The sequence below is a fragment of the Pseudomonas sp. PA-6-3C genome (assembly GCF_021605825.1).
Lineage (GTDB): Bacteria > Pseudomonadota > Gammaproteobacteria > Pseudomonadales > Pseudomonadaceae > Aquipseudomonas > Aquipseudomonas edaphica.
In genome coordinates this window covers 97,685-122,372 of sequence record NZ_WKDV01000004.1, presented here as the reverse complement: position 1 = coordinate 122,372, position 24,688 = coordinate 97,685, and the positions used below count along the sequence as shown (strand labels likewise).

Below are 24,688 nucleotides of genomic sequence, written 5' to 3'. Positions count from 1 at the left end.
CTGGAGTCTGCCTCAGATTTGCGGAAACAAAGCGCGCACTCTAACCGCTGTGCTCTACCGGGCGCCAGCCATGACGCTGAATATCAACGCGATTGTTCAGGATACTGACGCCTTCACTGCGCAAACGCGCACGTTGTTCGTCGCCTGAAGCGCTGCCCACCGGCAGACTTATCCGACCACCGGCACCCAATACCCGATGCCAGGGCAGACGGGTGTCCTCCGGCAGTTGGCTGAGCGTGCGCCCGACCCAGCGGGCAGCGCGGCCCAGGCCGGCCAGGTGCGCCAACTCGCCGTAACTCACCACGCAACCTTCGGGCACTTGCGCCAGGGTCAGGTACAGGGCCGTTCGGCGCATGTCTGCGGGGCTTTGGGGGGCGTCTTCGGGTGAGTGAGGTGTGGGCATCGCCGCGTCTTTATAAAGAGGTGTTTTTGTAAGAAACGTCTGTAATCATGCCGTTGAGAATTGAACTCAATATAAATCCTTGAGTCAGTCCAAGCTATCTAACACGATAACGCCCCTTTTTCGCCATTTTCGAGCCTCGAATTCGCTTATGTTGTCCAGAACCCTGCTCTGCCTTGCTGTTCTCAGCGCCTCCACGCCCCTGCTCGCCGACACCATCTGGTTGAAGAACGGTGACCGCCTGACCGGCAAGATCAAAGTCTTCGACGGTGGCAAATTGCTGATTCAGACCAACTACGCAGGGGCCATCCCGGTGGATTGGAAGCAGGTCAAGACCCTGGAAAGCGACCAGGAACTGCTGGTCAAGCAGGACGCTTACACCGGTGAAAAGGCCAAATCCCTGAAAGCGGCGGAGGATGGCAAGGTCACCCTGACCAATGGCGAAGCGCCGAAAACCGTGGACTTGGCCAGCATCCAGCAGATCATCAAGCCAAAGCCTGTGATCGAAGACCTGGTGTGGAAGGGCAATGTCGACCTGGCGCTGGACTACAAACGCGCCGACAAGGACACCAACGACTACGACATCGACTTCAAGACCACCGCGCGTCACGGCCAGTGGCGGCATACCGCCCAGGGCGAATACAACCGCGAGTTCCAGGATGACGTGACCACCACCGACAACTGGTCGCTCGAATATGACCTGGACCGCTTCATCACCGAGCATTGGTACTGGCAGGGCCGCCTGACCTACAAGCGTGACAAGGTTGAAGACCTGTCCCGCCAGCGCACCGTCGGTACTGGCCCTGGCTACCAGTTCTGGGACGATGAGCTGGGCGCGTTCTCCCTCGGCTCGCTGGTCAACCGCACCGATTACCAGTATTCGGACGATCGCAAGAGCAACTTCTATTCCCTGGCCATGAAGTGGAGCTACAACCGCTACTTGGTGGGCAAGACCGTGGAATTCTTCACCAACGGTGAAGTGGGCAAGCCGCTGGCCGGGCCGTCCGATTACTCCCTGGATGCGGAAATGGGCCTGCGCTACAAAGTCACCGAGTGGGCGTCGCTCAACCTCAAGGCCGAGCGCGACATCATTAATGGCGAATCGCAAAGCAGCTTGGACAAGACCCGTTACACCGCAGGCTTCGGCGTCGCCTGGTAAAGCAGCCCGGTAAAACCAGCAACGGACACTCTGGCAACCCGCGCCGATATTGATTACCTTGTGTTGAGATTCATTCCCATAGACGCCATAGGCTGTGGGCGGCTGAACACCCGAGGAGTCATACCGTGAGCACGCAGGTTGCCAAGAACGCCCGAGAGCTGTTGCTCAAGGAATACCGTGGAGCGCTCTCCACATTGTCCAAAGCCATGCCGGGTTTTCCCTTCGGCTCAGTGGTGCCGTACTGCCTCGACGCGCAGGGCCAGCCGATCATCCTGATCAGCCGCATCGCCCAGCACACCCACAACCTGCAGAAAGACCCCAAGTGCTCGCTGCTGGTGGGTGAGCGCGAAGCCGATGACGTGCAAGCGGTAGGGCGCCTGACCTATCTGGCCGAAGCCGAAAAACTTGAGGATGAGGCTGCGATTGAAGCCGCCGCCGAGCGCTATTACCGCTACTTCCCGGATTCGGCCAACTACCACAAGGCCCACGATTTCGACTTCTGGGTGCTCAAACCGGTGCGTCACCGTTACATCGGCGGCTTTGGCGCGATTCACTGGGTCGACCAGCTCACCCTGGCCAACCCGTTTGCGGGCAAAGCCGAGCGCAGCATGATCGAGCACATGAACAGCGACCACACCAAGGCCATCGCCCACTATGTCGAGCTGACCGGCCTGCCGACCACCGAACCTGCGCAACTGGCCGGTATCGACAGCGAAGGCATGCACCTGCGTATCGGCCAGTCCTTGTATTGGCTGCCGTTTGCCGAGCCTTGCAACACGCCGACACAAGTGCGCGAAGCCCTGGTTTCATTGGCTCACGCTGAGGTCTGGCCGAAAAAAGAAGCCGTCAGCGCTTGAATTCACGAAACGGCGACGTCATTTAAGGTGGACTGGCAAGGCATTCTTGCGTTGAGGAACCATTTGATGCGCCCTTTTTTATTGCTCTTTCTGCTGTTCCCGGTGTTGGAGCTGTTCGTATTTGTTCAAGTCAGCAGTGCCATCGGGTTTTTCCCGGCACTGTTGCTGATTATTCTCGGCTCGATGCTCGGCGTCCTGGTGCTGCGCGTCGCCGGCCTGGCCACGGCGCTGCGTGCGCGTGAAAGCCTGAACCGCGGCGAACTGCCTGCTCAGACCATGCTTGAAGGCCTGATGATGGCCTTGGCCGGTGGCCTGTTGATCCTGCCAGGCTTTATCAGCGACGTGGTCGGCATGGTCATGCTGCTGCCGTTCACCCGCAAGCTGCTGGCCGGCAAGATGCGCCAGCGTGCTGAAGAAGCGGCGATCCGCCAGCGTGCCTTCGCCGATGACCTGCAACCCCGTGGCGGCCCGGCGCCACGCCAGCCGTTGGGGCGTGAAGGGGATGTGATCGAAGGCGAGTTCGAACACCGCGACAGCAAATAACCGCATGACCTGCACGGCGCCTTTGGGTGCCGTGCTGCTTTTGCCGCCCGGCATTCGTAAAAAATTTCCGTCGCGGCCTCTTGTAATAAGCTTATGCGCCCTTATGTAACGGTCACCGCAAGGTTTCTGGTGGCGACACCAGACAGACTTCCGCGTCTTGCTTGGCGAGGCGCGACCGGCACCGCCGGAATACAACTTGCCGGTATCGATACCGGCCGATGAAAAACACAATTAGGAGAGATCGACAATGAGCAAGCTTCGTCCTCTGCACGACCGCGTCGTAATCCGTCGCAGCGAAGAAGAAAAGAAAACCGCTGGCGGTATCGTTCTGCCAGGTTCGGCTGCTGAAAAAGCCAACCACGGTGTGATTCTCGCTGCAGGCCCGGGCAAGACGCTGGAAAACGGTCAAGTACGTGAGCTGGCCGTAAAAGTGGGTGACAAGGTTGTTTTCGGCCCTTACTCCGGCAGCAACACTGTGAAAGTCGACGGCGAAGACCTGCTGGTCATGGCTGAGAACGAGATTCTCGCCGTTCTGGAAGACTGATTCCCCGCTCATTTTCCCGTTACTACAAAGTATTTAAGGAATATCGATCATGGCTGCTAAAGAAGTTAAATTCGGCGATTCCGCCCGCAAGAAAATGCTCACCGGTATCAACATCCTGGCCGACGCGGTAAAAGCGACCCTGGGTCCTAAAGGCCGTAACGTGGTTATCGAGAAGAGCTTCGGCGCTCCGACCATCACCAAGGACGGCGTTTCGGTAGCCAAAGAAATCGAACTGGAAGACCGTTTCGAAAACATGGGCGCGCAGCTGGTCAAAGACGTTGCCTCCCGTGCCAACGATGACGCAGGCGACGGCACCACCACCGCTACCGTACTGGCTCAGGCCATCGTCAACGAAGGCTACAAGGCCGTCGCTGCCGGCATGAACCCGATGGACCTCAAGCGCGGCATCGACAAGGCGACCATCGCCATCGTTGCTGAGCTGAAAAAGCTGTCCAAGCCATGCGCCGACACCAAGGCTATCGCTCAGGTAGGCACCATCTCCGCCAACTCCGACAACTCCATCGGCGACATCATTGCCGAAGCCATGGAAAAAGTCGGTAAAGAAGGCGTGATCACCGTTGAAGAAGGCACTGGCCTGGAAAACGAACTGTCGGTTGTAGAAGGCATGCAGTTCGACCGTGGCTACCTGTCCCCGTACTTCGTCAACAAGCCTGAGACCATGGTTGCCGAGCTGGACAGCCCGCTGATCCTGCTGGTCGACAAAAAGATCTCGAACATCCGCGAAATGCTGCCAGTGCTGGAAGCCGTTGCCAAAGCCGGCCGCCCACTGCTGATCGTTTCCGAAGACGTTGAAGGCGAAGCCCTGGCGACTCTGGTTGTGAACAACATGCGTGGCATCGTTAAAGTCGCCGCCGTCAAGGCGCCAGGCTTCGGCGACCGTCGCAAGGCCATGCTGCAGGACATCGCCGTTCTGACCGGCGGTACCGTTATCTCCGAAGAGATCGGCCTGAGCCTGGAAAGCGCCACCCTGGAAAACCTGGGTAGCGCCAAGCGCGTGACCATCTCCAAAGAAAACACCATCATCGTTGACGGTGCTGGCGTTGAGCAGGACATCCAGGCTCGCATCACTCAGATCCGTGCCCAGGTTGCCGAGACTTCGTCCGACTACGACCGTGAAAAACTGCAAGAGCGTCTGGCCAAGCTGTCCGGCGGCGTTGCAGTGATCAAGGTTGGCGCCGGTTCCGAAGTTGAAATGAAAGAGAAGAAAGCCCGCGTTGAAGACGCCCTGCACGCAACCCGTGCAGCCGTTGAAGAAGGCGTGGTACCTGGCGGTGGCGTTGCGCTGATCCGCGCTCTGGAAGCACTGGCTGATCTGACCGGCGACAACGCTGACCAGAACGTCGGTATCGCTGTTCTGCGTCGCGCCGTTGAAGCGCCGCTGCGTCAGATCGCTGCCAACTCCGGCGACGAGCCAAGCGTTGTGGTCAACGAAGTCAAGAACGGCAAAGGTAACTACGGTTACAACGCTGCGACTGGCGAATACGGCGACATGATCGAAATGGGCATCCTGGACCCTACCAAGGTGACTCGTTCCGCGCTGCAAGCAGCGGCCTCGATCGGTAGCCTGATCCTGACTACCGAAGCTGCAATCGCTGACAAGCCAAAGGCTGAAGGCGCAGCTGGCGGCGGTATGCCAGACATGGGCGGCATGGGTGGCATGGGCGGCATGATGTAAGCCAGCCTTACCCAGCTATTAAAAAGCCCCGCCTGCAGTGATGCAGGCGGGGCTTTTTTGTGCAGTATTCAAAATGCAGGAGAACCCATGTGGGAGCTGGCTTGCCTGCGATGGCATCACCTCGGTGCACCAGACATACCGAGTCGCCTGCATCGCGGGCAAGCCCGGCTCCCACATGGCTGCCTGTGTTGATCTCAACCCAATGTACGACGTCGCAACAGCTTCCTGAAGGTCATGCCCCTTGCCAGGGTTACTTGGGCAGCCGGCATAAGTGCCACGGGTTGCGGTGCAGCAGCTTGGTTGAGTGGGCCAGGGACAGGCAGGTGCGTGAGTTTCTCAACGCCGGCGGCTCGGGGCCACCTCCGAGGTGGCGGGGTGAGGAGCGCATCCTGCGCCGTTGGCCGACGTGCCGTATTGGCGGTGTGATCGCCAGCGTGTTTGTCTTCCATCCGTGGTGATGGCTTGTCCGTAACCGCCAGGCGCGAGGCCGACGCATTACCGGGCACGAACACGCCGGCAACGATGCACAGCGACAGCATCAAGGTGGGCAAATGCTTCTTACGGGGATGCATGACAGGGCTCTCCAACCGGGATTCAGTTGGCGAGGTTACGGGCGATGCGCAGGCTGCGCTGTCACAGGCTGTAACAGCGCTACAACCGGCGATACCCTTCAATAAGGACGAACACTGTCACTGTGGCGAGCAGGCTTGCCCTGCGTTGGGTGGCGAAGCCGCCCCAAATCAGGCGACTCGGTGAGCCAGTTATAACGGACTGGGGCTGCTGCGCAGCCCAACGCAGGGCAAGCCTGCTCGCCACGGGTTACTTTTCTCCAGTGCGATTTCTGACTCGACTTACTTGAACGCATCAGCCCAAAGACCTTGAAAGGCATGGCTCTAAAGAGGGCGCAACGGCAGTATCAGGCTCATGCGTGCGCCGCCCAGCGGGCTGCGGGTTACCGACAACTCACCGTGGTGCCACTGGGTTGCGCGCTTGGCCAGCGCCAGGCCGAGGCCGAAGCCACTGGGTTCGTCGCCGCCCATGGCAAGCCGCACAAAAGGCTCGAAAATCTTTTCACGGTTCTCCGCCAATATACCGGGGCCATCATCGTCGACATGCAGCACCAAGTGCTGCTCGCCCTGATAGGTGGCGCTCACGCACACTCGATTACGCGCATAGGTGATGGCGTTGCTCAAGAGGTTGCGCACGATCAAGTGCAGCAGGGCACGGTCGCCGATCAGTTCAAGCTGTGCAGGCTCGGTTTCCAGGCTTAATTGACGGTGGTGCCCATCCAGTAAGGCGAACTCCTGGTGCAGCCAATCACGCAGGTTGATGGGTTCGTGCTGCAAATCGGTCGGCGCGCCGGCCATTCGCGCAAAGGCCAAGCTGGCGCGAACCAGGGCTTCGAGTTCTTCGACATCGGTTTGCAAGCGCTCCTGAAGGCGTGCGCGGGTCGGCGGGTCTTCGCTCTTGCTCAGCAACGTAAGGGCGAAACGCATGCGCGCCAGCGGTGTGCGCAGTTCGTGGGAGACGGCTTGAGAGACTTCGCGATGGCGTTCGCTCATGGCGCTGATGTCCCGCGCATGCTGTTGCAAGGTCAGCAGCAACGGCGTCCATTCCTTGCCCAGGGCGGGCAGCATCACGTTTGGCGTACGTGCCAGCGTGCCCAGGCACGTGTTGAGTGTGGCCAGGTCTTTGTTATGCCGTCGGTACGCACGCAAACCGAGGCCGAGCAACAGCAAAACCGGCAAGCCGGCGACACAGGCGGTCATCCAGAAAATCGGAAATTTCAGCAGGTCCTTGACCTCGGCACTACCCCACATAGGGCCGAATCGGATCACGGTTTCGTCGTCCAGCGGGAAGTAGCTGATGTCTTCGTCGCTGTTCAGTGCCGGCTGCTGGTGTTCGAGCATGACCATGGCTTCGGGCGGCAGTTCGACGTCGTCATAGGGGATCAGCTCTACCGGGTACTGGAAGTGCGCGCGCAGGATGTCCATGCGCGCTTCACGTTTCTCGGCAGGCAAGCCTTTGAGCTGCTCGGCCACCAAATAGCCTGGGCCGGCCATCAAACGCAAAAAACTGTCCTCGCCGACAAACACCGAGGCGTTGGTGCACAGCCACAACAGATAAAGGGTCAAGCTCGTCCAGCCCGCGCCCGCCACGGCCACCATCCAGGGGCGCAGTTTAAACATGCTGGGCCGCCTGGGGGATTTCGACAAACAGGTAGCCTTGGGCCGTGATGGTCTGGATGGTCACCGGGCAGGCCAGGGTCATCAGCTTTTTGCGCAGGCGCGACACACGCATATCAATGGAGCGGTTAAGCCCGTCGTATTCCAGGCCGCGTAAGCTTTGCAGGAGTTTCTCGCGGGTCAGTAACACGCCGCTATGGCGGGCGAAAATCGCCAGCAGTTCGAACTCGGCCACCGAGAATTGCAATGGCGTACCGTCGAGCCAGGCGAAATGGCTATTAAGGTCCAACCGAAACGCACCCCACTGATAAGACGCATTGGGCGCCTGGCGGTGACGACGCAGCAACGAGCGCACCCTGGCCAGCAACAGCAGCGGGTCGACGGGTTTGACCACGTAGTCGTCGGCGCCCACGTCGAATCCGGTTAATTGCTCGGCGTTTTCATCCAGCGCGGTCATCATCAGGATCAGCCCGGGGTAGCTGTCGCGAATCTGGCGGCACAGGGTAAAACCGTCGATGCCCGGCAACATGACATCGAGGATCAACAGTGCCGGTTTTTCATCAAGAATGCGCTGTGCGGCGCGATCACCACGGTGCTCCACGGCGACGGTAAAACCCTCCGCGCGCAGGAACTCGGCCGTCAGCGCGGCCAATGGGCGGTCATCTTCAATCAGCAACAGGGAGTCGGACATGCAAAGGCGCCATCGCCGGAGGATGGCGCAAGTGTCACGCCCTTGCCCTGTGGTAGGCAAGGGCCAGAACGCAGCTGTCAGCGTACGCTGATTGCGGGGGGCACTTCCTTCGGTCCCTTCCAGCTCAGCAATTGTTGGGTGTAGCCATAGCTGGCCGCTTGGTAGTAGGTGATTGCGCGTTGGATCAACGGATCATCACTGCCTACACGCAGCTCCTGGCTTTCACCCAGGGCTTGATCGTGGCGACGCAGGCCTTGGCGTGGGCTTAGAATGGCCAGGTCCTTGCCGTCAAACAGACCCAGATACTGGTAGTTGCCGACTACCACGCGCGGTGGCAACGGGTTGTCCTGCAACAGGTTGCGGCCGAAGAAGGTCGACTCGTAGCTCAGGTTGATCAGGCCCAGCAAGGTCGGCGCAAGGTCGATCTGGCTGGCCAGTTGTGCGCTTTCCCGGGCTTCGATCAGCTTGGGGGCATAGATGAACAGCGGGATCTGGTAGTTGGTGATCGGCAAGTCTTCCTTGCCTGCGCTGCCGGCGGTGTGGTCGGCGACGAACACGAAGATCGTGTTATCGAACCAGGGTTTCTGGCGTGCCGCGTCGAGGAACTCGCCAATAGCGTGGTCGGTGTATTTGACGGCGCCGTCACGGCCTTTACCGGACTTGATATCAATGCGCCCGTCCGGGTAGGTGTAGGGACGGTGGTTGGACGTGGTCATCAGTTGCAGCAGGAAGGGTTGCTGCTTGGCGTAGTCGGCGTCGGCGAGTTTCAGGGTTTGCCGGTAGAGGTCTTCATCAGCCATGCCCCAGGCGTTCTTAAACGAAATTTCCGCTTCCGGCACACTGCTCTGGTCGACGACCCGATAACCGTTGCCGCTGAAAAACGCGTTCATATTGTCGAAGTAACCGCGCCCGCCGTAGACGAACACGCTGTCGTAACCGACGGCACCGAGTTGTTGGCCAAGGCTTGCGAAACCGCTTTCACGGCCAATGCGCTTGACGATCGAGCGGCCGGGCGTGGGTGGAATCGCCAAGGTGATCGCTTCCAGCCCACGGTCAGTGCGGGTGCCGGTGGCATAGAAGTTATTGAAGTACAGGCTTTGTTTACGCAGCGCATCGAGGTTGGGCGTCAGGTTGTTCTCATCGCCATTGCTGCCCATGTATTTGGCGCTGAAGCTTTCGATGGTCACCAGCACGATGTTGGGTTTACGCAATGTGCCTGGGTTGTCGATAGTGCGGCGGATATCCAGCGGGTCTGTGCCGATAAAGTGCGCATTGGGTTCACTGAGTTCTGCGCGCAACTGTTTGGCGACAACTTCGGTTGGCAGGCTTTTGTAGAACTGCGTGTAATCGAGTTCGTTATTGCGAAAGGCGGCAAAAAATTGGTAGGGGCCGTTGCTCGCCAATTCGTTCATGTAGGCATTGCCGCCTTGGGCACGCGGGCTGTTCTGGCTGATCAATTGCACACTCAGACCGGCAGCTACCAACAGGCACAGGGCATTCAGCAAGCGGCCGCGCATGGCTGGGAGCGGGGCGTTCATCGCCGCATTGAACGGCTTGCGCAGGGCAAGGCTCACGACTATCGCCAGCATCGCCAACAAACTGAGCAGCTTGCCGATCGGGTAGGACTCCAGCAGGTTGTTCAACACCTCCTTGGAATACACCAGGTAGTCGACGGCAATGAAGTTGAAGCGCACACCGAATTCATCCCAGAACAACCATTCAGCGACCGCAGTGAACAGCATGGCGAACACGCTGACGGTGAGCACCGCTTGCAGGAACCAGCGATGGCCGCGGCGGCGCCACAACGCGGGCGGGCACAGCAGCAGATACAGGCCCAGCGGCAAGGCGGCATACACCAGGAAGCTCAGGTCATAGAGCAAACCCACGCCAAACACCGGCAGCAAATTGCCACCGACTTCATCCAGATGGGTGATCAGCAGCACGCTGCGGGTCAGCAGGAAAATCACCAGCCAGGTGGCGGTGACGAGCAGCAGAAAGCGCATAGGCGCTGTTTTGAAAAACCCCATGTCCATATTCCTTATATCGATGGGCGCGATGTTCGACCTGACACTGTAATCAGTTTGTGAAGCTATAGTGAAAAACTTGTTGGAATATGTAATTGGTTGAAAACCTTTATCGACGTGACCTCAAGGTCTATCCCTGAGCCACACTTGGCCTTAAGCTGCGCGAGCCAACAAGGCCGTTACCGCGTACGGAGACACTGCCCATGCGAATTCTATTGGTTGAAGACAACCGCGATATTCTGGCCAACCTGGCCGATTACCTGGGGCTAAAAGGCTACACCGTGGACTGCGCGCAGGACGGTTTGTCGGGCCTGCACCTGGCCGCCACCGAGCATTACGACCTGATCGTGCTCGACATCATGCTGCCCGGTATCGATGGCTACACGCTGTGCAAACGTCTGCGTGAAGACGCCCGCCGCGATACGCCGGTGATCATGCTCACCGCCCGCGACCAATTGGATGACCGGCTGCAGGGCTTCAAGTCCGGCGCCGATGACTACCTGCTCAAACCCTTTGCCTTGTCCGAGCTGGCCGCGCGCATCGAAGCCGTTTTGCGCCGTGCCCAGGGCGGCGGGCGCCGTGCCCTGCAAGTCGGTGACTTGAGCTACGACCTTGATACCCTGGAAGTCACCCGCGAAGGGCGCCTGCTCAAGCTCAACCCGGTGGGCCTGAAACTGCTCGCCGTGTTGATGCAAAAAAGCCCGCACGTACTGCGCCGCGAAATCCTCGAAGAAGCCCTGTGGGGCGATGATTGCCCGGACAGCGACAGCCTGCGCAGCCACGTTCACCAATTGCGTCAGGTGATCGATAAGCCGTTCGCCAAGCCGTTGCTGCAAACGGTACACGGTGTGGGTTATCGCCTGGCCGAGGGCCGTGATGGAGTTTAAGCAAAGCCTTGCCCAGCGGATCATCATCGCCTTTGCCTTGATGAGTGCGTTGGTGGCGGGGGCCTTCGCCATGGGCATCATTGCGACCGTGCACCTGGTGGAAGAAAAACTGATTTCGGCCGGCCTGGGCGGCGACCTGCAGCGCCTGTTGCTGATGGACAGTGTCGAGGACTGGAGCCACCGGCCCGAGCCCGACCAGCTGTTTTACTTCAGCGGCGGCCCTGGGGATTTCGAGCTGCCCAAAGACCTTCGGCACCTGGAGCCGGGCTTTCACGAAGTATTCCGCGAATCGCTGTCGTACCACGCCATGGTTGAAGTGGTGGATGGCCGACGGTATGTGTTGCTGCAAGACCAAAGCGATTTCGAAGAGCGCGAGCGCGTGCTGTTTGCCGTGGTGCTGGTGGGCTTTGTGCTCAGCCTCGCACTGGCGGTTTTCCTTGGTTGGGTGCTGGCCCGCAAGGTGATGGCGCCGGTGGTGCGTCTGGCCCGCCAGGTGCGCCATCGTGACCAATTGCTTGGCTTGGCGCCGCCGCTGGCTCCGGACTACGCCGCCGATGAAGTCGGCGAGTTGGCCGTGGCTTTCGACGCCACCCTGGGCCGCCTGCGCGCGGCCTTGTCCCGTGAGCAGCTGTTCACCAGCGATGTCAGCCACGAACTGCGCACGCCGTTGATGGTACTGGCCAGTTCCTGCGAGTTGCTGTTGGAAAACCCGGCTATTGACCCGCGTGGCCGCAACCAAGTGCTGCGAATCGCCCGTGCGTGCGAAGAAATGCGCGAGCTGGTGCAAACCTTCCTCATGCTGGCGCGTGCCAAACACGATGATGCCGCCATGTCGCCGCAGGTCAACGTCACGCAGGTGGCGGAGGACTTACTCGGCATCTGGCGAGGGCCTATCGAGCAAAAGGGCCTTGAGTTGATCTATAACCCGGGCAATCCCCTGGATACCCGCTACAACACCACCTTCTTGCACGCCGTGATGGGCAACTTGCTGCGCAACGCGTTGCACTACACCGAGCAGGGCTTTATCCGCCTCACGCTGGAACCGAGTGGCTTTATCGTCGAAGACTCTGGGGTGGGCATTCCCGAGGACAAGCGTGAAGCGATGTTCGAGCCCTTTGTGCGCGGCAGCGAGAAGCGCGGAGAAGGCCTCGGCCTGGGCTTGTCGCTGGTGCAACGCATCTGCGAGAGCCAGGGCTGGAGCGTCAGCCTGAGTACTATGGAGCCCAATGGCTGCCGTTTCCATGTCGAGTTGAGCCAGGTCAAACCCTGAGTACTTTCCCTGCCGCTATCCTGCGGCAGATACCCCGCTTTTCGGCGAAGATGGCCCCATGCCACTGCTTGTATCTGTAAAGTCTTGAAATGTATGGGGTTGGACAGGACAAGTTTTTCACAGCGGGTTGACCTGTTGATCACAGTTTGCTGCTTAAGGTTGTAAGCATCAGCTACTGGAGATCCGTTGATGTCTACCCCAATCAAGCTCGATTTTTCCGAAAAGTACGACGATCAGCACGCGCAGAATTATTTGCTCAAGCATCAGGACAATCTGGCTCGCCGGCTGTCCCACAAACGCGACGAGCAATTGGCGCGCGGTGCGTTGGCCCTGGCGGGTGAGCCGGGCCTGGTGCTGGACCTGCCTTGCGGTGCCGGGCGGTTCTGGCCATTGTTGGCGGAGAAGCCCAACCGTGTGATTATCGGCGCTGACAATTCGGAGTCGATGTTGAAAGTTGCCACCGTCGCCCAGCCGGCGGAGGTGGTGAAGCGGGTACGGCCTTTGCAAACGTCTGCCTTTGATATCGATTTGCCCGATAACTCGGTCGACAGTATTTTTTGCATGCGCTTGATGCACCACATTGGTGATCCGGTGCACAGGCTGGCAATACTGAAAGAATTTCAGCGGGTTACCCGCGACAGCGTGATTATTTCGTTGTGGGTGGATGGCAATTTCAAGGCGTGGAAACGCAAGCGCGCCGAAGCCAAGCGTCGCAAGAAAGGTGAGCAGGAAGGTTACCAAAACCGGTTTGTGTTACCGGCTGCTACTGTCGAGGCAGAATTTGAGCAGGCCGGTTTCCGGGTCCAGGAATCCCTGGACTTCATGCCGCTCTACGCCATGTGGCGAGTCTATGTATTGCGTAAGAGGTAACAGGATGGCAGTTGAGTGCGTATCAGGCAGTCACGTAGCTCCCGAAGAACGATTTGATTTTTTCTGGCGTCAGCAGGGCGAGTGGGTCGAGGAACCCAACCGCCGACGCGGTGGTGAAAGCGGTGTGCAGCGGGTGGTCAGCCCAAATGGCCGCTTGCTCTACAGCAAGCGTCAGACCGGTCATATCTACCGCAGTTGGCTTCACCCGTTCGGACGCCCGACCGTGTTGCGCGAACGTGACGCCCTCAAAGGCCTGCGTTCGCTGGATGTACGCGTACCGGAACTGGTGTTCTGCGGCGCACGCCGTGACCCCGAGCACCAATGGAAAGCCTTGTTGGTCACGGCGTCCCTGGACGGTTTCGACGAGATCGAAAACTGGTACGCCGCCGGCGGCCGTGAGCAGTACGGCGAGTTGCTCCATGAGCGCATGCTCAAGGAATTGGCGGGCACCCTGGCGCGCATGCACAAGGGCCGCTGGCAACATGGTTGCCTGTACATCAAGCACATTTTTGTACGAGTGACCGGCGAAGGCGACTCGGCCAACGTGGAAGTGGCGCTGCTGGATTTTGAAAAGTGCCGCCAGCGGTTGACCGCTTATCGGGCCGCTTCCCATGACATGCTGCAACTGCGTCGCCATTCGTCGTGGAACAGTACCGACTGGGAAAAACTCAGCTACTTTTACGAGACGGCGTTTGGCAGCGCTATCAAGGGCTTAACTAGATGAAGCTAGAAATAGCACGAGGTGTGTTCCTGGTCGGCGCGTTGGGCATTGCAGCCCTGGCGCTGGCTGTGTGGGAACAACCTCGCACACAGGTGCTCAGTGCGGCGCAGGGTAGCGGGCAATGCCTGCTGCCACGTGTTGCCAAGACGAGTGTGGCGGCCAAGCCGGATCATGACTTGCTGTTGTTCATGTTCGGGATGTCCCAAGGGATGAGGCCGCAGAGTTGAAAGATTCCACACCCCCGACAAAAGGGCCTTGCGATGCGAGGCCCTTTTTTTTCTCAAATTATCAGGTGCAAGTGGTTGTCCCAAAGCCCCGAGGGCAGCTCCAGCGGCTTGGCCACCAACTGCGGCTGGCGGCAATCGTAGAAGCGGCAACGGCCCTGGCCTGAGGTGACGACAAAGCCATCCGCCACAGCGCCTACACCGGCGCAGTCGGGCAACGGTCCGTCCAGGCGCAGCGCACCGCTGTCCATGTCCCAGATAAAAAACCTGTTACCCCGCGGCGCTGTGAGTGCGACCAGACGCAGTTCGCTGTGCACGGCGACGCTGGCGGTGTAATGCCCCATGGCTTGCAGTTGCTCATCGGCCACCGGGAACGCCACGAACGGCTGCCCTGGGCGCTTGATCGCGAGCAACTCGGAGCGCTCCTGGGACGGCCCCATGAACTGCTGCCCGGTGAGGATTGTGCCATCGCTGGCAATCCCCATATGCCGCACGCTGTTCATCTGTTGGTCCAGGGTTTCCTTGCTGATCAGGCTGCCGTCGCGGTGCATCAGCACCAGGCTCGGTTCCATGGCGTTGAGGTTCATCTCCACACGACTTTCGGCTTCGGTGCGAATGCCGCCGTTGGCCACCACCAGGGTTTCGCCGTCGGGCATCCATGACACTTGATGCGGGCCGATGCCATGGGTGGAGATTTCGCCACTGTGCACCAGCCGCTCGCCCTCGAACCTGTACACACCGAGCAGGCCACGGCCGGGGTCGGAGGTGTCGTTCTCGGTGGCGTACAGCCAGTCGCCGCTGTTGTGGATCACCGCGTGGCCATAGAAATGGCGATTGGCATTGGAGGTGATGGTTTGCAGCAGCGTGCCAGTACGCAGGTCGATCAGGTAACTCTCGGTGCCCGGGCGACGGGCGACGAACAGCGCAATCGGCAGTATCGGGTGGTTGATGATGTCATGGCAGCGCTGGCCGACCTGGGTGGCAAACACTTGCGTGCCGTCCAGGCGAAAACCCACGGCATAGTGCTTGCCGTCCGCATCATCGCGTGCCGACAGCAGCAGCGGTGCCTGCTTCTTTTGTTTGAACAGCGTCCAGCCACCCAAAGTGAGTGCACTGAGCAGCACACTGCCAACCGCCAAAGCCTGTCGCCTGAGCATCATCAGTCACCGTCGTTGGCGTTAAAGCCCAGTTGAATGCCCAGCGCCTTGGCCAAATCACCTTCGTGCAGGCGGTGGACCACGTTGAGGCTGTCATAGATGTCATTGAGCTGTTGGCGCCCGGCATCGTCGGCCAGCAATTCGTTGAGCGTGCGCTGGTTGCTGGCGAACAGCTTGAGCGAGGCTGCATAAGCGGCGTCGATCTTGTCGGCCAATGGCTTCTGCTCGGACGGCAGCAGGCCGCGCAGGCCCTTGTTGTCGACGCCGACCCACACGGTCTGCGCCGCCGCCAGGCTGGCTTGCAGGCTTTGCAGGGACGACTGGCTGCGCCAGGCATCGGCCTGGAAGGGTTGCGGGATGCCCTTGGTCTGGCGGCCCATCGGCGTGCCGAGTTTTTTCTTCAAGGTATCCAGTGCGGTGACTTGCACGCGCAGCAGGTCAGCGATGGCTTCGTGGGAATCGGCGTAGCGCTGGTTCGGGAACTTGGTCATCTGCGCGAGCATGCCATCGGTGCTGTTCCAGCTTGCCAGGATCTCTTCGGCCAGGGTTTTCTGACGCTCACCAATGGCCACCAGCAGTGGGCAGTAACGGGCTTTCTGGGCTTCGTCGGCGACGTCGGTCTTGGCGTCGTAGAGGATGTATTCGTAGGCCGACAGGCCTTGCACCACCACGCTGGACTTGGCCAGGGCCGCGCCGTCGATCTGCGGCTGGGCGCTGACCAGTTGTTCGACTTGTCGGCCCACCAGGTTTTTCTTGTCCGGCCAGAACTGCACTTGCCACGAACGGTTGCCCTCGGCCAGCGGGCCGATCAGCAGCGGCTGCAGCTCAGCCCAGGCTTTTTGCGCGTGCAGGAAGTCGGCGCGGGCGGTCTCCAGGCTTTCCTTGCCCTGGCAGTAGGCGAGGGCGCTGACGGCCAGTTGGCGGTCGGCTTCAACCCAGCGGCTGTAGGTGGGCAGGATCACTTGCTTGGCGATGGCCGCCGAGGTCACCGCCTGCGGGTCCTGGGGCGAGCAGGCGCCGAGGGCGAGGGCGGCAAGGCTGGTGAATAGCAACTTGGGACGGAACATGTCGAGCTCCCTACTGTAATTGTGGCAATGCTTATAAAGAGTTCAGGAACGCCAGCAACGCAGCACGCTGCTCGGCATTAAAGGACAACACATGTTGCTGCGCCGCTTGCGCTTCGCCGCCATGCCAAAGCACGGCTTCGAGCAGATTGCGGGCGCGGCCGTCATGCAAAAACTGGGTATGACCACTTACGGCCTGCGTCAGGCCAATGCCCCACAACGGCGGCGTGCGCCAGTCGCGGCCGCCGGCCTTGAACTCGCTGCGGTGGTCGGCCAGGCCTTCGCCCATGTCGTGTAACAACAGGTCGCTGTAAGGGCGAATCACCTGGTTGGCCAGCTCAGGCTCGGCGGCCGTGGCCGCCGTGGTGAACGTCGGCTTATGGCAACCCTGGCAACCGGCCTGGTAGAACAGGTTTTTGCCGGCGAGTACCTGCGGTGTGTTGACGTCACGGCGCGCCGGCACGGCGAGGTTGCGGGTGTAGAACAGCACCAGGCGCAGGATGTTATCGCTGACTTCCGGCTCGCCCTCGGGGCCATTGCCACTGGGCGCCTGTTTGCAGGCGACTTGGGCGGCGGTGCAGTCATCAAAGGGTCTCAGGGACGTGGTGAGGCCCATATCACCAGAAAACGCGTGAACATTTTGTTGATTGAGGTTGGGTTGCCCGGCTTTCCAGCCAAAGCGCCCGAGTACGGTTTGGTGCTGCGCGTCATCCCAGACCCAATTGGCGCGACCAATGAGGGCTTCCTTGTCGGCGGTTTTTGCGTCGGTGTTGCGCAAGATGTCGGCATCGCTGATGGCTTCGAGCAGGCCCAGGCCGATCATCGGTGGCGCAATCCGCGCCGAGAAAAGTGTTTCGGCGTGCATCGGGCCGTAGCCCAGCTGGGTGATTTGCAGATTTGGCTTGCGCAACTCGACCACGCTGCCGTCCTTGAAGGTCACGTTGACGGGCGTGTAGTCGACCCGCACTTTGCCTTCAGGCGCCACGCCTGGCACGGCCATGTCCTGCAGTTGCCCACCGTAGACCGGCTCGGGCACCACGCCGATCTGCTCGATAAGCCTGGCATCGGCGGGCGCAGGCGGGATCGACAGGCGCACCAGCATCGACACCGCATTCGGTGCGTCGGGCAGCGGCGGATGGCCACGGCCGTCCTTGATATGGCAGTTCTGGCAAGCATTGGTGTTGAACAACGGGCCCAGACCGTCACGCGCGGTGGTGGTGGACGGCGCAATCACCCAGGGGCTGCGAAAGAAGCTGTTGCCGACGCTGAAATCCAGGCGACGGGTGGGCGCCAGGTTGGCCGAAGGCAGGGAAAACGCGTTCTGGTCGCGCTTGTTCACCGTCGTCGCGCCGCCCGCTCGTGATTCACCCGGCTCTGCCTTGGTAAACCTGGGGGCGTCGTCGCAGGCGGTCAGGCTCAAGGCCATCAATGCTGCGCACAGACGAAGAGGCGAACGGACCATCGGGTTTCCTGCGACTAAGGCGAAAAAGAGGGTCGCAAAGTCTAACAGGGCAGGGCGGATTGAATAAGAGCAATTATCGTTTGGTGGAATCCGATTCATTCCCGCTAGAATGACCGCACATTTTTTTCTGGAGGTGGCCAATGCAGGCTCTCGACGCTTTGCTCAACCGTGTTTCCGTGCCGCGTCTGCTGGAACCGGCGCCGACCCAGGAGCAGCGCGACGTGCTGTTCGCCGCCGCCATGCGCGCGCCCGACCATGGTCAACTGCGCCCATGGCGCTTTCTCACCGTAGAAGGCGCCGCCCGTGAGCAGATGGGCACGCTGCTGGCCGAAGCCGCACGCCTGCAGGACGCCGACGCGCCGCAAGCCGCTATCGACAAGGCTCAGAATGGGCCGCTGCGTGCGCCGTTGGTGGTGGTGGTGATTGCGCGTCTGCAAGAGCACTTTAAGGTGCCTAAATCCGAGCAACTGCTGGCGGCTGCGTGTGCGGCACACGGTATTTTGCTGGCGGCTTATGCGCAGGGGATCGGGGCGGTGTGGCGCACCGGTGAGTTGTCGTACTCGGCCCATGTGGCCAAAGGCTTGGGGCTGACGGCGGATGAGGAAGTGATTGGCTTCCTCTATTTGGGCACGCCGCAGAACCCGCCGCGTACAGCGGCTAAAGAAGATTTAGCGGCGTTTGTTCAGGCCTGGACTGGCGTCTAATTGTGGGAGCTTCATTGTTTTGAAGATCGGGTTTATACCTTGAACTGATCCATTAACTTCATCTGCTGGGTTGCCAGCGCATTCAGTTGGCTGCTGATGGCCGCTGACTCGGTGGCCTGGCCGGTGAGGGTTTCGGTCACGGTGCGGATCGCCGAAACGTTGCGGTTGACCTCTTCGGCCACGGCGCTCTGTTGTTCGGCGGCGCTGGCGATCTGCAGGTTCATGTCGCTGATCACTGTTACCGCGTCACTGATCTTGCCCAGCGCCTGCACCGCTTGATGGATCTGCCCGGCATTGCTCTGGGCCTGGTGCTGGCTGGAATGCATGGTCGCCACCACGCCACGGGTGCCGCTCTGGATGCGCTCGATCACCAGGCGAATTTCCTCTACTGAGTCCTGGGTACGTTTGGCCAGGTTGCGCACCTCGTCGGCCACTACCGCAAACCCACGCCCGCTTTCCCCTGCGCGTGCGGCTTCGATGGCGGCGTTCAGCGCCAGCAGGTTGGTTTGCTCGGCAATGCTGCGGATCACTTCGAGCACCGAACCAATCTGCTCGCTGTTGACCGCCAACGCTTCCACTTCGGTCACGGCCTTGCTGACTTCTTCGGCCAGGGTAGTGATGTCGCGGGTGCTCTGCTCGATGATCGACATGCCGTCGCGCGCCGATTGGTCCGCGCCACGGGCGGCGCTGGCAGCGTTGGAGGCGCTGTTGGCCACATCATGGGCGGTGGCGCTCATTTCATTGGAGGCAGTGGCCACCTGATCGATTTCGCGGAACTGCACCTGCATGCCTTCGCTGGTCTGGCGGGCAATGGCTGAGGACTGGTCCGCCGTGCCACGCGCTTCAGTGATGCTCTGCTTGATCTGTGCAATGGTCGGTTGCAGCTTGTCGAGGAAGCGGTTGAACCAGTTTGCCAACTCGCCCAGTTCGTCCTTCTTGGCGTAGGTCAGGCGCTGCGTGAGGTCGCCTTCGCCGCTGGCGATGTTCTTGAGCATGGCCGCAACGGTGTTGATCGGGCGGGTCACGCCGGTGGCGGTCAACCAGATCAGCAGCAGGCCGAGCAGGGCCGCGGCGGCGCCGACCAGCAAGGCTTTGAGCGTGCCCGAGGCTTGGGCTTTGTCGAGCACGTCTTGCAGTTTCAAGGTGTCGGCCAGCATCACGTTCTTGGGCAGTTTGATCACAACGCCCCAGGCCTTGGCGTCGGCAATCGGCTTGACCGGGTACACGGCGCGGATCGTGTCATCTTGCTCACGGATCGTGCGTGTATCGTTGGCCAGCAGTTGCACGATTTCCTTGCCTTCCGCGCCGATGGTGTCGATCAGGTTTTTGCCGACTTTGTCCGGCTGGCCGCTGTAGGCCGCAATCAAACCGGTGCTGGACAGAATCTCCAGGTGCGCCGCGCCGTCGAACAGTTCTTTTTGCGCCGCGTCCGTCATCGCCTGCAGCGTATTGAGCGCCAGGTCGATACCGACCACACCAATGACTTTGCCATCAACAATCAGCGGCAGCGAAATAGTGGTCATCAGCACCTGCTTGCCGGCCACTTCATCGGAATACGGGTCGAGCAGGCACACCGAGCGCGTGTCTCGTGGGCAGGTGTACCAGATGTTGTAGGGCGTGCCGCTGAGGTTGAGAGTCGTTTTGGTCAGGTCATCCTCGACCATCACGGTGTTCAGGCCTTCGCCGCCAGCGCGGCTCCAGTAGCTGGAGAAACGGCCTTTTTCATTGGAGACGCGGGTTTTGTCGTTGACGAAGTCGCTGTCTTTGCCATCCAGGCCATTGGGTTCGAATGACAGCCAGATGCCCAGTACCTTGCTGTTGCGCTCAAAGGCGGTTTTGACACTCTGGTTGAGCTCTTCTCGCAATGCGCCGGGCTCCAGCGCTCGTTTGTTGGCGAGGGCACGCAGGTCTTTGACGTGATCGGCCAGCGCGGTGACCACCACGAGGTTTTCGCCAAAGGTTTTCTGTAACTGCACTGCTTGTTCGGCGGCCTTGGCTTGCAGCAGGTGTTGAACGCTTTGGGTGAGCATTCGCGAGCTTGAATCGCTGATCAAATGGTCATTCTGACCGGTCTCGTACAGGTTGATACTGATGATCAGCGCTATCACCCCCAGCAGACAAAGGCCGGACAACAGCACGATTTTCAAGCGGATGGAGAGGGTGTCGAACATAGGTTCACTCGCGATTGGACTCGTTGAAAGGCAAGCAGGGCGAGCCAAGTCCATTCGGCGCTATGTCCGGAACATCGGCGTAACGGGATGTTTCATGAGGGAAAGGCGATGAGCGGTAGGAAAAGGACTACGCGCTGCGTTATACGGGGGCTGCAAGCCGTTCCGGGCGTGACCAGATCCACAGGTTGCCCAGGCTCATGCCGGCAATCGCCAGGTAGATCGGCCAGCCGTGATCGAGCATCACCAACATCAACACGGCGCACAGCAGCATGCTCACGGTGGCGCTGACTTTGGCGCGGCGCGCGATGATCTTGCCATTGCGCCAGTTGAACAGAATCGGTCCGAACAGCCGGTGGTTTTCCAGCCAGGCGCTCAGGCGCGGCGAGCTTTTAGTCGCCGCCCAGGCGGCCAGCAGGATGAATTCGGTGGTGGGCAAACCCGGTATGACAATCGCCACCAACCCAATGCCCAGGCTGACGTAGGCCAGCAGGCCGAAGAGCAGCTGGGCGATTTTTGAGGTGGATTGGGTTTTGCCGGTCATGCTGAAGTTTATCTGTTGAGGGGTTACACATTATTCGAACTGAAATCCGCTCAAATGTGGGAGCTGGCTTGTGTGGGAGCTGGCTTGCCTGCGATAGCATCGACTCGGTCTGACAGGTAGACCGAGGTGAGCGCATCGCAGGCAAGCCAGCTCCCACAACAAGCCAGCTCCCACACAAGCCAGCGCCCATCGTGGCCTGTTACGCCAGTTCAGGGGCGCTAGCGTACGCCTGTTCCAGCAGCACGGTGAAGCGCACAAACGCGTCGATGGCACCTTTTTCTGCCGCGGCTTCTTCTTCGGCGCTGAACGCCAGGCCGTCGAGGGTGCGGGTGAAGCGCTTCCAGCCTTCAGCGCGGCCACCGGCCGGCTCGCCCAAGTGACGGGCACCGAAGGTTTCGCTCAGGCCCAGGCCCACGGCGCGCTTGATCAAGAATGCAGCGCCCAGCTTGGAGCCTTCGGACACGAACAACCAGCCCAGGGCTTCGGCTTTGCTCGGGTTTTTCACGGCGCCGGCAACCGGTGCTGGCACGTCGGTTTCCAGGTCGGCCAGGTCGAGTTTGGCGGCGTCGGCGCGGCAGCGCTCAGCCAGGTCCGGGACGATCTTGATCAGCTCGGGGTCGTTGTACAGCGCCACCAGTTCTGACTGGAACAGGTACTGCGCCACCACAAAACGGGCGAAGTTGGCTGGGGTTTCAAACGGCGCGTGGGCTTTGACCAGCGCGTCGAGCTTGGTGTGTGGCGCGTGGGTGATCTGGTTCAGGCGCTGGGAGCGCAGGTTTGGGCGTTCTGCGGTAGGAGAAGCGGTCATCGAAAAAATCCTTGAGAAGGGGCGCGCCTGGGTGCTCTAAAGAGAGCTGTTATCAACTAGACGAACAAGAAGACGCGGCACAGTAAAAAAACCTCACCTCGCCGCTGATAAAGGGCGGCAAGGTGAGGGCGGCTGTCAGATGTCCCAGATCAGGTTGATCGCGAAGTTGCGACCCGGCTGAGTCAGGCGGTCGAGGTTGGCCGGCGCGGTCACGCCGGCTTCGCCGACGCCGTCGTAGCTGCGCACGTCATCCCAGTTCCAGTACTTCTTGTCGGTGAGGTTGTAGAGGCCGCCGTTGATGGTCACGTCGTTGGTGACTTTGTAGAAACCGGTGAGGTCGACGATGCCAAAGCCTGGGGTCTTGAACGGAGCGCTGGTGCTGCCATCCGGCGCGTGGAAGGTGGTGCTGTCGACACGGTTCTGTTTTTTCACCAGCGTCCAGCTGACCAGCGCGCCGTATTGCTCCTGCTCGTAGCCCAGGCCGAATACGCCTTTAAGCGGGTTGACGCTGTTGAGCGGCTCGCCGTTGTCGTCGTTGCGGCCGTAGGTGTAGCCCACCGAGCCCTGTGTGTAGAGACCTTGTGGCGCTCCGAACGCGTCGAGGTTCAGGCGGCCTTTGGCCTCAACCCCCTTGATGGTGGCGTGCTTGATGTTGTTGGCTTCGAACGTTTGGATGTCGCCGCCGGCGACCGAGGCGTCTTCGTCGATAAAGTCGCGGTACTTGTTGTAGAACACCGCGATGTCGAAGGAGCCTTCATCGAACTGGCCACGAATCCCGGTCTCGATGCCCTTGCTGGTTTCCGGCTTGAGGTTCGGGTTTGGCTCGACGGTGTAGCCCAGGTTGAGGTTTTCAAAACGGCCATACAGCGCTTTGGCCGACGGGGTGCGGAAGCCCTCGGCGTACTGGCCGAACCAGGTGTATTGATCGGTCAGCGCGTAGGTCAGGCCGAATTTTGGCGTGACGCGGTGCCAGGTTTTTTCTTTGTCGCTGACCGGGTAGGCGCCGTTGGGGTTGACGGTGTTGAGGAATTCCTGGGTCAGCTTGGGCTTGAGCCGGGTGTAGTCGTAACGTACGGCGGGCAGGAAGGTCCATTTGTCCCAGCTGATCTGGTCCTGGGCGAACAGCGAGTAAGTGTTGATGGTCGGGTCCGGGAAGTCGCTGGACTTTTTCACGCTGTCGCCGGCAGACGGGCTGGGCGCGCCGATCGCCGTGCAACCTGAGCCGACGGCGAGGCAGTAGGCCGAGCCTTCGCGCGAACCGCTGACTTTCTGCTGCTTGAGGGTGGTGCCGTAAGTCACTTGGTGATCGGTTTCACCGAGGCTGAACGCCTTGTCCAGCTGTGCGTCGAAGACCCACTGTTTTTCTTCGTACAGGGTGTCGCGGGTGCGCATGACGCGGCGCGATGGCTGGTAGATTTCAGCGGTGCTCTGGTCAGTCTTGGCAATCTGGTAGTTGAGGCTGGTCTTGATCTGATCGGCTATCGGCGAGTCGAGGGCAAAGCGGTTTTCGATGCCGAAGCGTTCACGGGTGATGGTGTCGTTACCCGAACGCCCACGGTAGAAATTAAAGCCACGCCCGCCGACGAAGGGGCCGCCCACGGCGTTCTTCAGATTGACGTCGCGATCATCCTTGAACTTCTCGTAGGTCAATCCCAGCCGATTGTCATCGCCATAATTCCAACCCATTTTCGCCAGGATATTGGTGGTGCGCGCATCTTCCGGGTTAGCGCCGGTACGGGCCAGGCCTGTGGCGTTGTTGCCGTCGTAGGACTCCATTTCATGGCCATTGCGCTGGCTCAGGTGCAGCAAACCGTCGAAGTCCTGCACGCGGCCGGCGACGGTGCCGGAGGTCAGCCAGCTGTCGTCGGCGGAGCTGTAGCCGGTTTTGAGGCGGGCGCCGACGTCCTGGCCGGGCTTGATGATATCGTCCGGGTCGAGGGTGAAGTAGCTCACCGCGCCGCCGATGGCGCTGCTGCCGTACAGGGCCGAGGCTGGGCCGCGCAGGATCTCGACGCGCTTGACGATTTCCGGGTCGACATAGTTACGGCGGGTTTTGGCGTACGGGCCGTTGAAGAAGTTGTCCGGCACTTCCACGCCGTCCACTTGAGTGAGGATGCGGTCGCCGTCGATGCCGCGAATGTTGTAGCCGGCGTTGCTGGCGCGGGTGCCTGCGCCGCCGACCGACACGTTGGGCTCGTAACGCACCAGTTCACGGATGGTATTCACGTTCTGGCGGTCCAGCTCCTCACGCGCATGCACAGTAACGGTGCTTGGCACGCTGTTGACGTCCTGCTCACTGCGGGTGGCGCTGATGGTCACCTGCTGCAGATTGAGCGTGCTGCCCGCTGGGCGCTTTTCCAGCACGATGTTGTTATTGCCCAGTTTGCGGTAGCTCAGGTTGGTGCCCAGCAACAACCGGTCCAGGGCTTTTTCCGGCGAGAGTGCGCCGCGCACGCCGGGGGACGACACACCCTGGCCAAGCTCTGCCGGCAGGCCGACTTGCCAGCCGGTAACGCTGGTAAAGGCATTCAACGCCGACACCAAGGGCTGCTGTTCGATACTGAAACTGTAATTGCCGTGGCTGCGCGCGGCCGGTTCGGCGGCAGTGGCGGCCATCACCGGCGCGCTGGCCAGCAGGATGGCGGCGGTGAGCAAGGACAGAACGGGCGAAGAGGACCGGCGGTTGAAACGAGAGGACATCGAGAGCGC

Annotated in this window: 23 protein-coding genes; 11 read left to right on the top strand and 12 right to left on the bottom strand. The window is 60.5% G+C overall.

The features are described from left to right. Window positions 1-40 precede the first annotated feature (40 nt). Entirely contained in the window at window positions 41-403 is a 363-nt protein-coding gene (locus tag GIW48_RS04860; RefSeq protein ID WP_099549362.1) for an MGMT family protein, read from the bottom strand. Window positions 404-551: 148 nt separating this feature from the next. Between GIW48_RS04860 and GIW48_RS04855 the strand changes: the two genes are divergently transcribed. From GIW48_RS04855 to groL, 5 genes are all read left to right on the top strand, one after another. After that, window positions 552-1,559: a DUF481 domain-containing protein gene (locus GIW48_RS04855; RefSeq protein WP_017139746.1), complete on the top strand. Its 1,008-nt coding sequence runs from the start codon at window positions 552-554 to the stop codon at window positions 1,557-1,559. Between the two features lie 125 nt (window positions 1,560-1,684). Continuing rightward, window positions 1,685-2,416, top strand: coding sequence for a HugZ family pyridoxamine 5'-phosphate oxidase (locus GIW48_RS04850; RefSeq protein ID WP_138813989.1), 732 nt, complete (start codon window positions 1,685-1,687; stop codon window positions 2,414-2,416). A 66-nt stretch (window positions 2,417-2,482) separates the two neighbouring features. After that, on the top strand, window positions 2,483-2,959 hold the full coding sequence (locus GIW48_RS04845) for an FxsA family protein (protein ID WP_236446496.1): 477 nt from the start codon (window positions 2,483-2,485) through the stop codon (window positions 2,957-2,959). A gap of 247 nt (window positions 2,960-3,206) precedes the next feature. Further along, on the top strand, window positions 3,207-3,503 hold the full coding sequence (locus tag GIW48_RS04840; RefSeq protein ID WP_017139748.1) for a co-chaperone GroES: 297 nt from the start codon (window positions 3,207-3,209) through the stop codon (window positions 3,501-3,503). 49 nt (window positions 3,504-3,552) lie between these two features. Beyond that, window positions 3,553-5,199: a chaperonin GroEL gene (groL, locus tag GIW48_RS04835; protein WP_017139749.1), complete on the top strand. Its 1,647-nt coding sequence runs from the start codon at window positions 3,553-3,555 to the stop codon at window positions 5,197-5,199. 194 nt (window positions 5,200-5,393) lie between these two features. On the opposite strand, the gene GIW48_RS04830 is transcribed toward groL, so the two are convergent. The 4 genes from GIW48_RS04830 to GIW48_RS04815 form a co-directional block, all read right to left on the bottom strand. Continuing rightward, window positions 5,394-5,771, bottom strand: a complete 378-nt coding sequence (locus GIW48_RS04830) for a hypothetical protein (RefSeq protein WP_138454142.1) — start codon at window positions 5,769-5,771, stop codon at window positions 5,394-5,396. Window positions 5,772-6,092: 321 nt separating this feature from the next. Beyond that, window positions 6,093-7,388 carry a sensor histidine kinase gene (locus tag GIW48_RS04825; protein ID WP_236460396.1) on the bottom strand — a complete coding sequence of 432 codons (1,296 nt, stop codon included), beginning with the start codon at window positions 7,386-7,388 and terminating at the stop codon, window positions 6,093-6,095. Beyond that, window positions 7,381-8,076 carry a response regulator transcription factor gene (locus tag GIW48_RS04820; RefSeq protein ID WP_017139751.1) on the bottom strand — a complete coding sequence of 232 codons (696 nt, stop codon included), beginning with the start codon at window positions 8,074-8,076 and terminating at the stop codon, window positions 7,381-7,383. Before GIW48_RS04820 ends, GIW48_RS04825 begins: the two co-directional genes overlap by 8 nt. Before the next feature lie 77 nt (window positions 8,077-8,153). Then, entirely contained in the window at window positions 8,154-10,103 is a 1,950-nt protein-coding gene (locus GIW48_RS04815; protein ID WP_099549364.1) for an LTA synthase family protein, read from the bottom strand. A gap of 200 nt (window positions 10,104-10,303) precedes the next feature. On the opposite strand from GIW48_RS04815, the gene colR reads away from it, so the two are divergent. The 5 genes from colR (at window position 10,304) to GIW48_RS04790 (ending at window position 14,075) form a co-directional block, all read left to right on the top strand. Then, complete coding sequence (colR, locus tag GIW48_RS04810; protein ID WP_003175870.1) at window positions 10,304-10,987, top strand: two-component system response regulator ColR; 684 nt, start codon at window positions 10,304-10,306, stop codon at window positions 10,985-10,987. Further along, complete coding sequence (locus GIW48_RS04805; RefSeq protein ID WP_017139753.1) at window positions 10,977-12,257, top strand: sensor histidine kinase; 1,281 nt, start codon at window positions 10,977-10,979, stop codon at window positions 12,255-12,257. Before colR ends, GIW48_RS04805 begins: the two co-directional genes overlap by 11 nt. Window positions 12,258-12,446: 189 nt before the next feature. Continuing rightward, entirely contained in the window at window positions 12,447-13,127 is a 681-nt protein-coding gene (locus GIW48_RS04800; protein WP_169985184.1) for a class I SAM-dependent methyltransferase, read from the top strand. A gap of 4 nt (window positions 13,128-13,131) precedes the next feature. Beyond that, on the top strand, window positions 13,132-13,851 hold the full coding sequence (locus GIW48_RS04795; RefSeq protein WP_017139755.1) for a lipopolysaccharide kinase InaA family protein: 720 nt from the start codon (window positions 13,132-13,134) through the stop codon (window positions 13,849-13,851). Then, complete coding sequence (locus tag GIW48_RS04790; RefSeq protein ID WP_017139756.1) at window positions 13,848-14,075, top strand: hypothetical protein; 228 nt, start codon at window positions 13,848-13,850, stop codon at window positions 14,073-14,075. The genes GIW48_RS04795 and GIW48_RS04790 overlap by 4 nt, the downstream gene beginning before the upstream one ends. 53 nt (window positions 14,076-14,128) lie before the next feature. Here GIW48_RS04790 and GIW48_RS04785 read toward each other — a convergent pair whose 3' ends face one another. The 3 genes from GIW48_RS04785 to GIW48_RS04775 are packed head-to-tail and all read right to left on the bottom strand — an operon-like array spanning window position 14,129 to window position 17,755. After that, window positions 14,129-15,229: a DUF1513 domain-containing protein gene (locus GIW48_RS04785; RefSeq protein WP_026013899.1), complete on the bottom strand. Its 1,101-nt coding sequence runs from the start codon at window positions 15,227-15,229 to the stop codon at window positions 14,129-14,131. A gap of 2 nt (window positions 15,230-15,231) precedes the next feature. Continuing rightward, on the bottom strand, window positions 15,232-16,296 hold the full coding sequence (locus GIW48_RS04780) for an imelysin family protein (protein ID WP_017139758.1): 1,065 nt from the start codon (window positions 16,294-16,296) through the stop codon (window positions 15,232-15,234). Window positions 16,297-16,327: 31 nt separating this feature from the next. After that, window positions 16,328-17,755, bottom strand: coding sequence for a di-heme oxidoreductase family protein (locus GIW48_RS04775; RefSeq protein ID WP_236460395.1), 1,428 nt, complete (start codon window positions 17,753-17,755; stop codon window positions 16,328-16,330). Window positions 17,756-17,895: 140 nt separating this feature from the next. Here GIW48_RS04775 and GIW48_RS04770 point away from each other — a divergent pair, with 140 nt between their 5' ends. Further along, window positions 17,896-18,459 (top strand): NAD(P)H nitroreductase, encoded by a 564-nt coding sequence (locus GIW48_RS04770; protein WP_017139760.1) that lies wholly within the window; start codon window positions 17,896-17,898, stop codon window positions 18,457-18,459. Between the two features lie 32 nt (window positions 18,460-18,491). Here the strand turns inward: GIW48_RS04770 and GIW48_RS04765 are convergent, their stop codons facing one another. From GIW48_RS04765 to GIW48_RS04750, 4 genes are all read right to left on the bottom strand, one after another. Beyond that, window positions 18,492-20,630, bottom strand: coding sequence for a methyl-accepting chemotaxis protein (locus GIW48_RS04765; protein ID WP_169985179.1), 2,139 nt, complete (start codon window positions 20,628-20,630; stop codon window positions 18,492-18,494). Window positions 20,631-20,769: 139 nt separating this feature from the next. Next, the gene (locus tag GIW48_RS04760) at window positions 20,770-21,171 is read right to left on the bottom strand and encodes a YbaN family protein (RefSeq protein WP_017139762.1); all 402 of its coding nucleotides are present in this window, start codon (window positions 21,169-21,171) and stop codon (window positions 20,770-20,772) included. Window positions 21,172-21,370: 199 nt separating this feature from the next. Beyond that, window positions 21,371-21,979, bottom strand: coding sequence for a biliverdin-producing heme oxygenase (locus tag GIW48_RS04755; protein ID WP_236446503.1), 609 nt, complete (start codon window positions 21,977-21,979; stop codon window positions 21,371-21,373). 135 nt (window positions 21,980-22,114) lie between these two features. Beyond that, a complete protein-coding gene (locus GIW48_RS04750; RefSeq protein WP_236460394.1) occupies window positions 22,115-24,679 on the bottom strand; it encodes a TonB-dependent receptor in 2,565 nt (854 codons plus the stop codon). Window positions 24,680-24,688: the final 9 nt, after the last annotated feature.

Bases quoted from the DNA above. Each gene is read 5' to 3' on its own strand.
- GIW48_RS04860 (WP_099549362.1), bottom strand. From the start codon at position 403: ATGCCCACACCTCACTCACCCGAAGACGCCCCCCAAAGCCCCGCAGAC.
- GIW48_RS04855 (WP_017139746.1), top strand. From the start codon at position 552: ATGTTGTCCAGAACCCTGCTCTGCCTTGCTGTTCTCAGCGCCTCCACG.
- GIW48_RS04845 (WP_236446496.1), top strand. From the start codon at position 2,483: ATGCGCCCTTTTTTATTGCTCTTTCTGCTGTTCCCGGTGTTGGAGCTG.
- GIW48_RS04840 (WP_017139748.1), top strand. From the start codon at position 3,207: ATGAGCAAGCTTCGTCCTCTGCACGACCGCGTCGTAATCCGTCGCAGC.
- groL (WP_017139749.1), top strand. From the start codon at position 3,553: ATGGCTGCTAAAGAAGTTAAATTCGGCGATTCCGCCCGCAAGAAAATG.
- GIW48_RS04830 (WP_138454142.1), bottom strand. From the start codon at position 5,771: ATGCATCCCCGTAAGAAGCATTTGCCCACCTTGATGCTGTCGCTGTGC.
- GIW48_RS04825 (WP_236460396.1), bottom strand. From the start codon at position 7,388: ATGTTTAAACTGCGCCCCTGGATGGTGGCCGTGGCGGGCGCGGGCTGG.
- GIW48_RS04820 (WP_017139751.1), bottom strand. From the start codon at position 8,076: ATGTCCGACTCCCTGTTGCTGATTGAAGATGACCGCCCATTGGCCGCG.
- GIW48_RS04815 (WP_099549364.1), bottom strand. From the start codon at position 10,103: ATGGGGTTTTTCAAAACAGCGCCTATGCGCTTTCTGCTGCTCGTCACC.
- colR (WP_003175870.1), top strand. From the start codon at position 10,304: ATGCGAATTCTATTGGTTGAAGACAACCGCGATATTCTGGCCAACCTG.
- GIW48_RS04805 (WP_017139753.1), top strand. From the start codon at position 10,977: ATGGAGTTTAAGCAAAGCCTTGCCCAGCGGATCATCATCGCCTTTGCC.
- GIW48_RS04800 (WP_169985184.1), top strand. From the start codon at position 12,447: ATGTCTACCCCAATCAAGCTCGATTTTTCCGAAAAGTACGACGATCAG.
- GIW48_RS04795 (WP_017139755.1), top strand. From the start codon at position 13,132: ATGGCAGTTGAGTGCGTATCAGGCAGTCACGTAGCTCCCGAAGAACGA.
- GIW48_RS04790 (WP_017139756.1), top strand. From the start codon at position 13,848: ATGAAGCTAGAAATAGCACGAGGTGTGTTCCTGGTCGGCGCGTTGGGC.
- GIW48_RS04785 (WP_026013899.1), bottom strand. From the start codon at position 15,229: ATGCTCAGGCGACAGGCTTTGGCGGTTGGCAGTGTGCTGCTCAGTGCA.
- GIW48_RS04780 (WP_017139758.1), bottom strand. From the start codon at position 16,296: ATGTTCCGTCCCAAGTTGCTATTCACCAGCCTTGCCGCCCTCGCCCTC.
- GIW48_RS04775 (WP_236460395.1), bottom strand. From the start codon at position 17,755: ATGGTCCGTTCGCCTCTTCGTCTGTGCGCAGCATTGATGGCCTTGAGC.
- GIW48_RS04770 (WP_017139760.1), top strand. From the start codon at position 17,896: ATGCAGGCTCTCGACGCTTTGCTCAACCGTGTTTCCGTGCCGCGTCTG.
- GIW48_RS04765 (WP_169985179.1), bottom strand. From the start codon at position 20,630: ATGTTCGACACCCTCTCCATCCGCTTGAAAATCGTGCTGTTGTCCGGC.
- GIW48_RS04760 (WP_017139762.1), bottom strand. From the start codon at position 21,171: ATGACCGGCAAAACCCAATCCACCTCAAAAATCGCCCAGCTGCTCTTC.
- GIW48_RS04755 (WP_236446503.1), bottom strand. From the start codon at position 21,979: ATGACCGCTTCTCCTACCGCAGAACGCCCAAACCTGCGCTCCCAGCGC.
- GIW48_RS04750 (WP_236460394.1), bottom strand. From the start codon at position 24,679: ATGTCCTCTCGTTTCAACCGCCGGTCCTCTTCGCCCGTTCTGTCCTTG.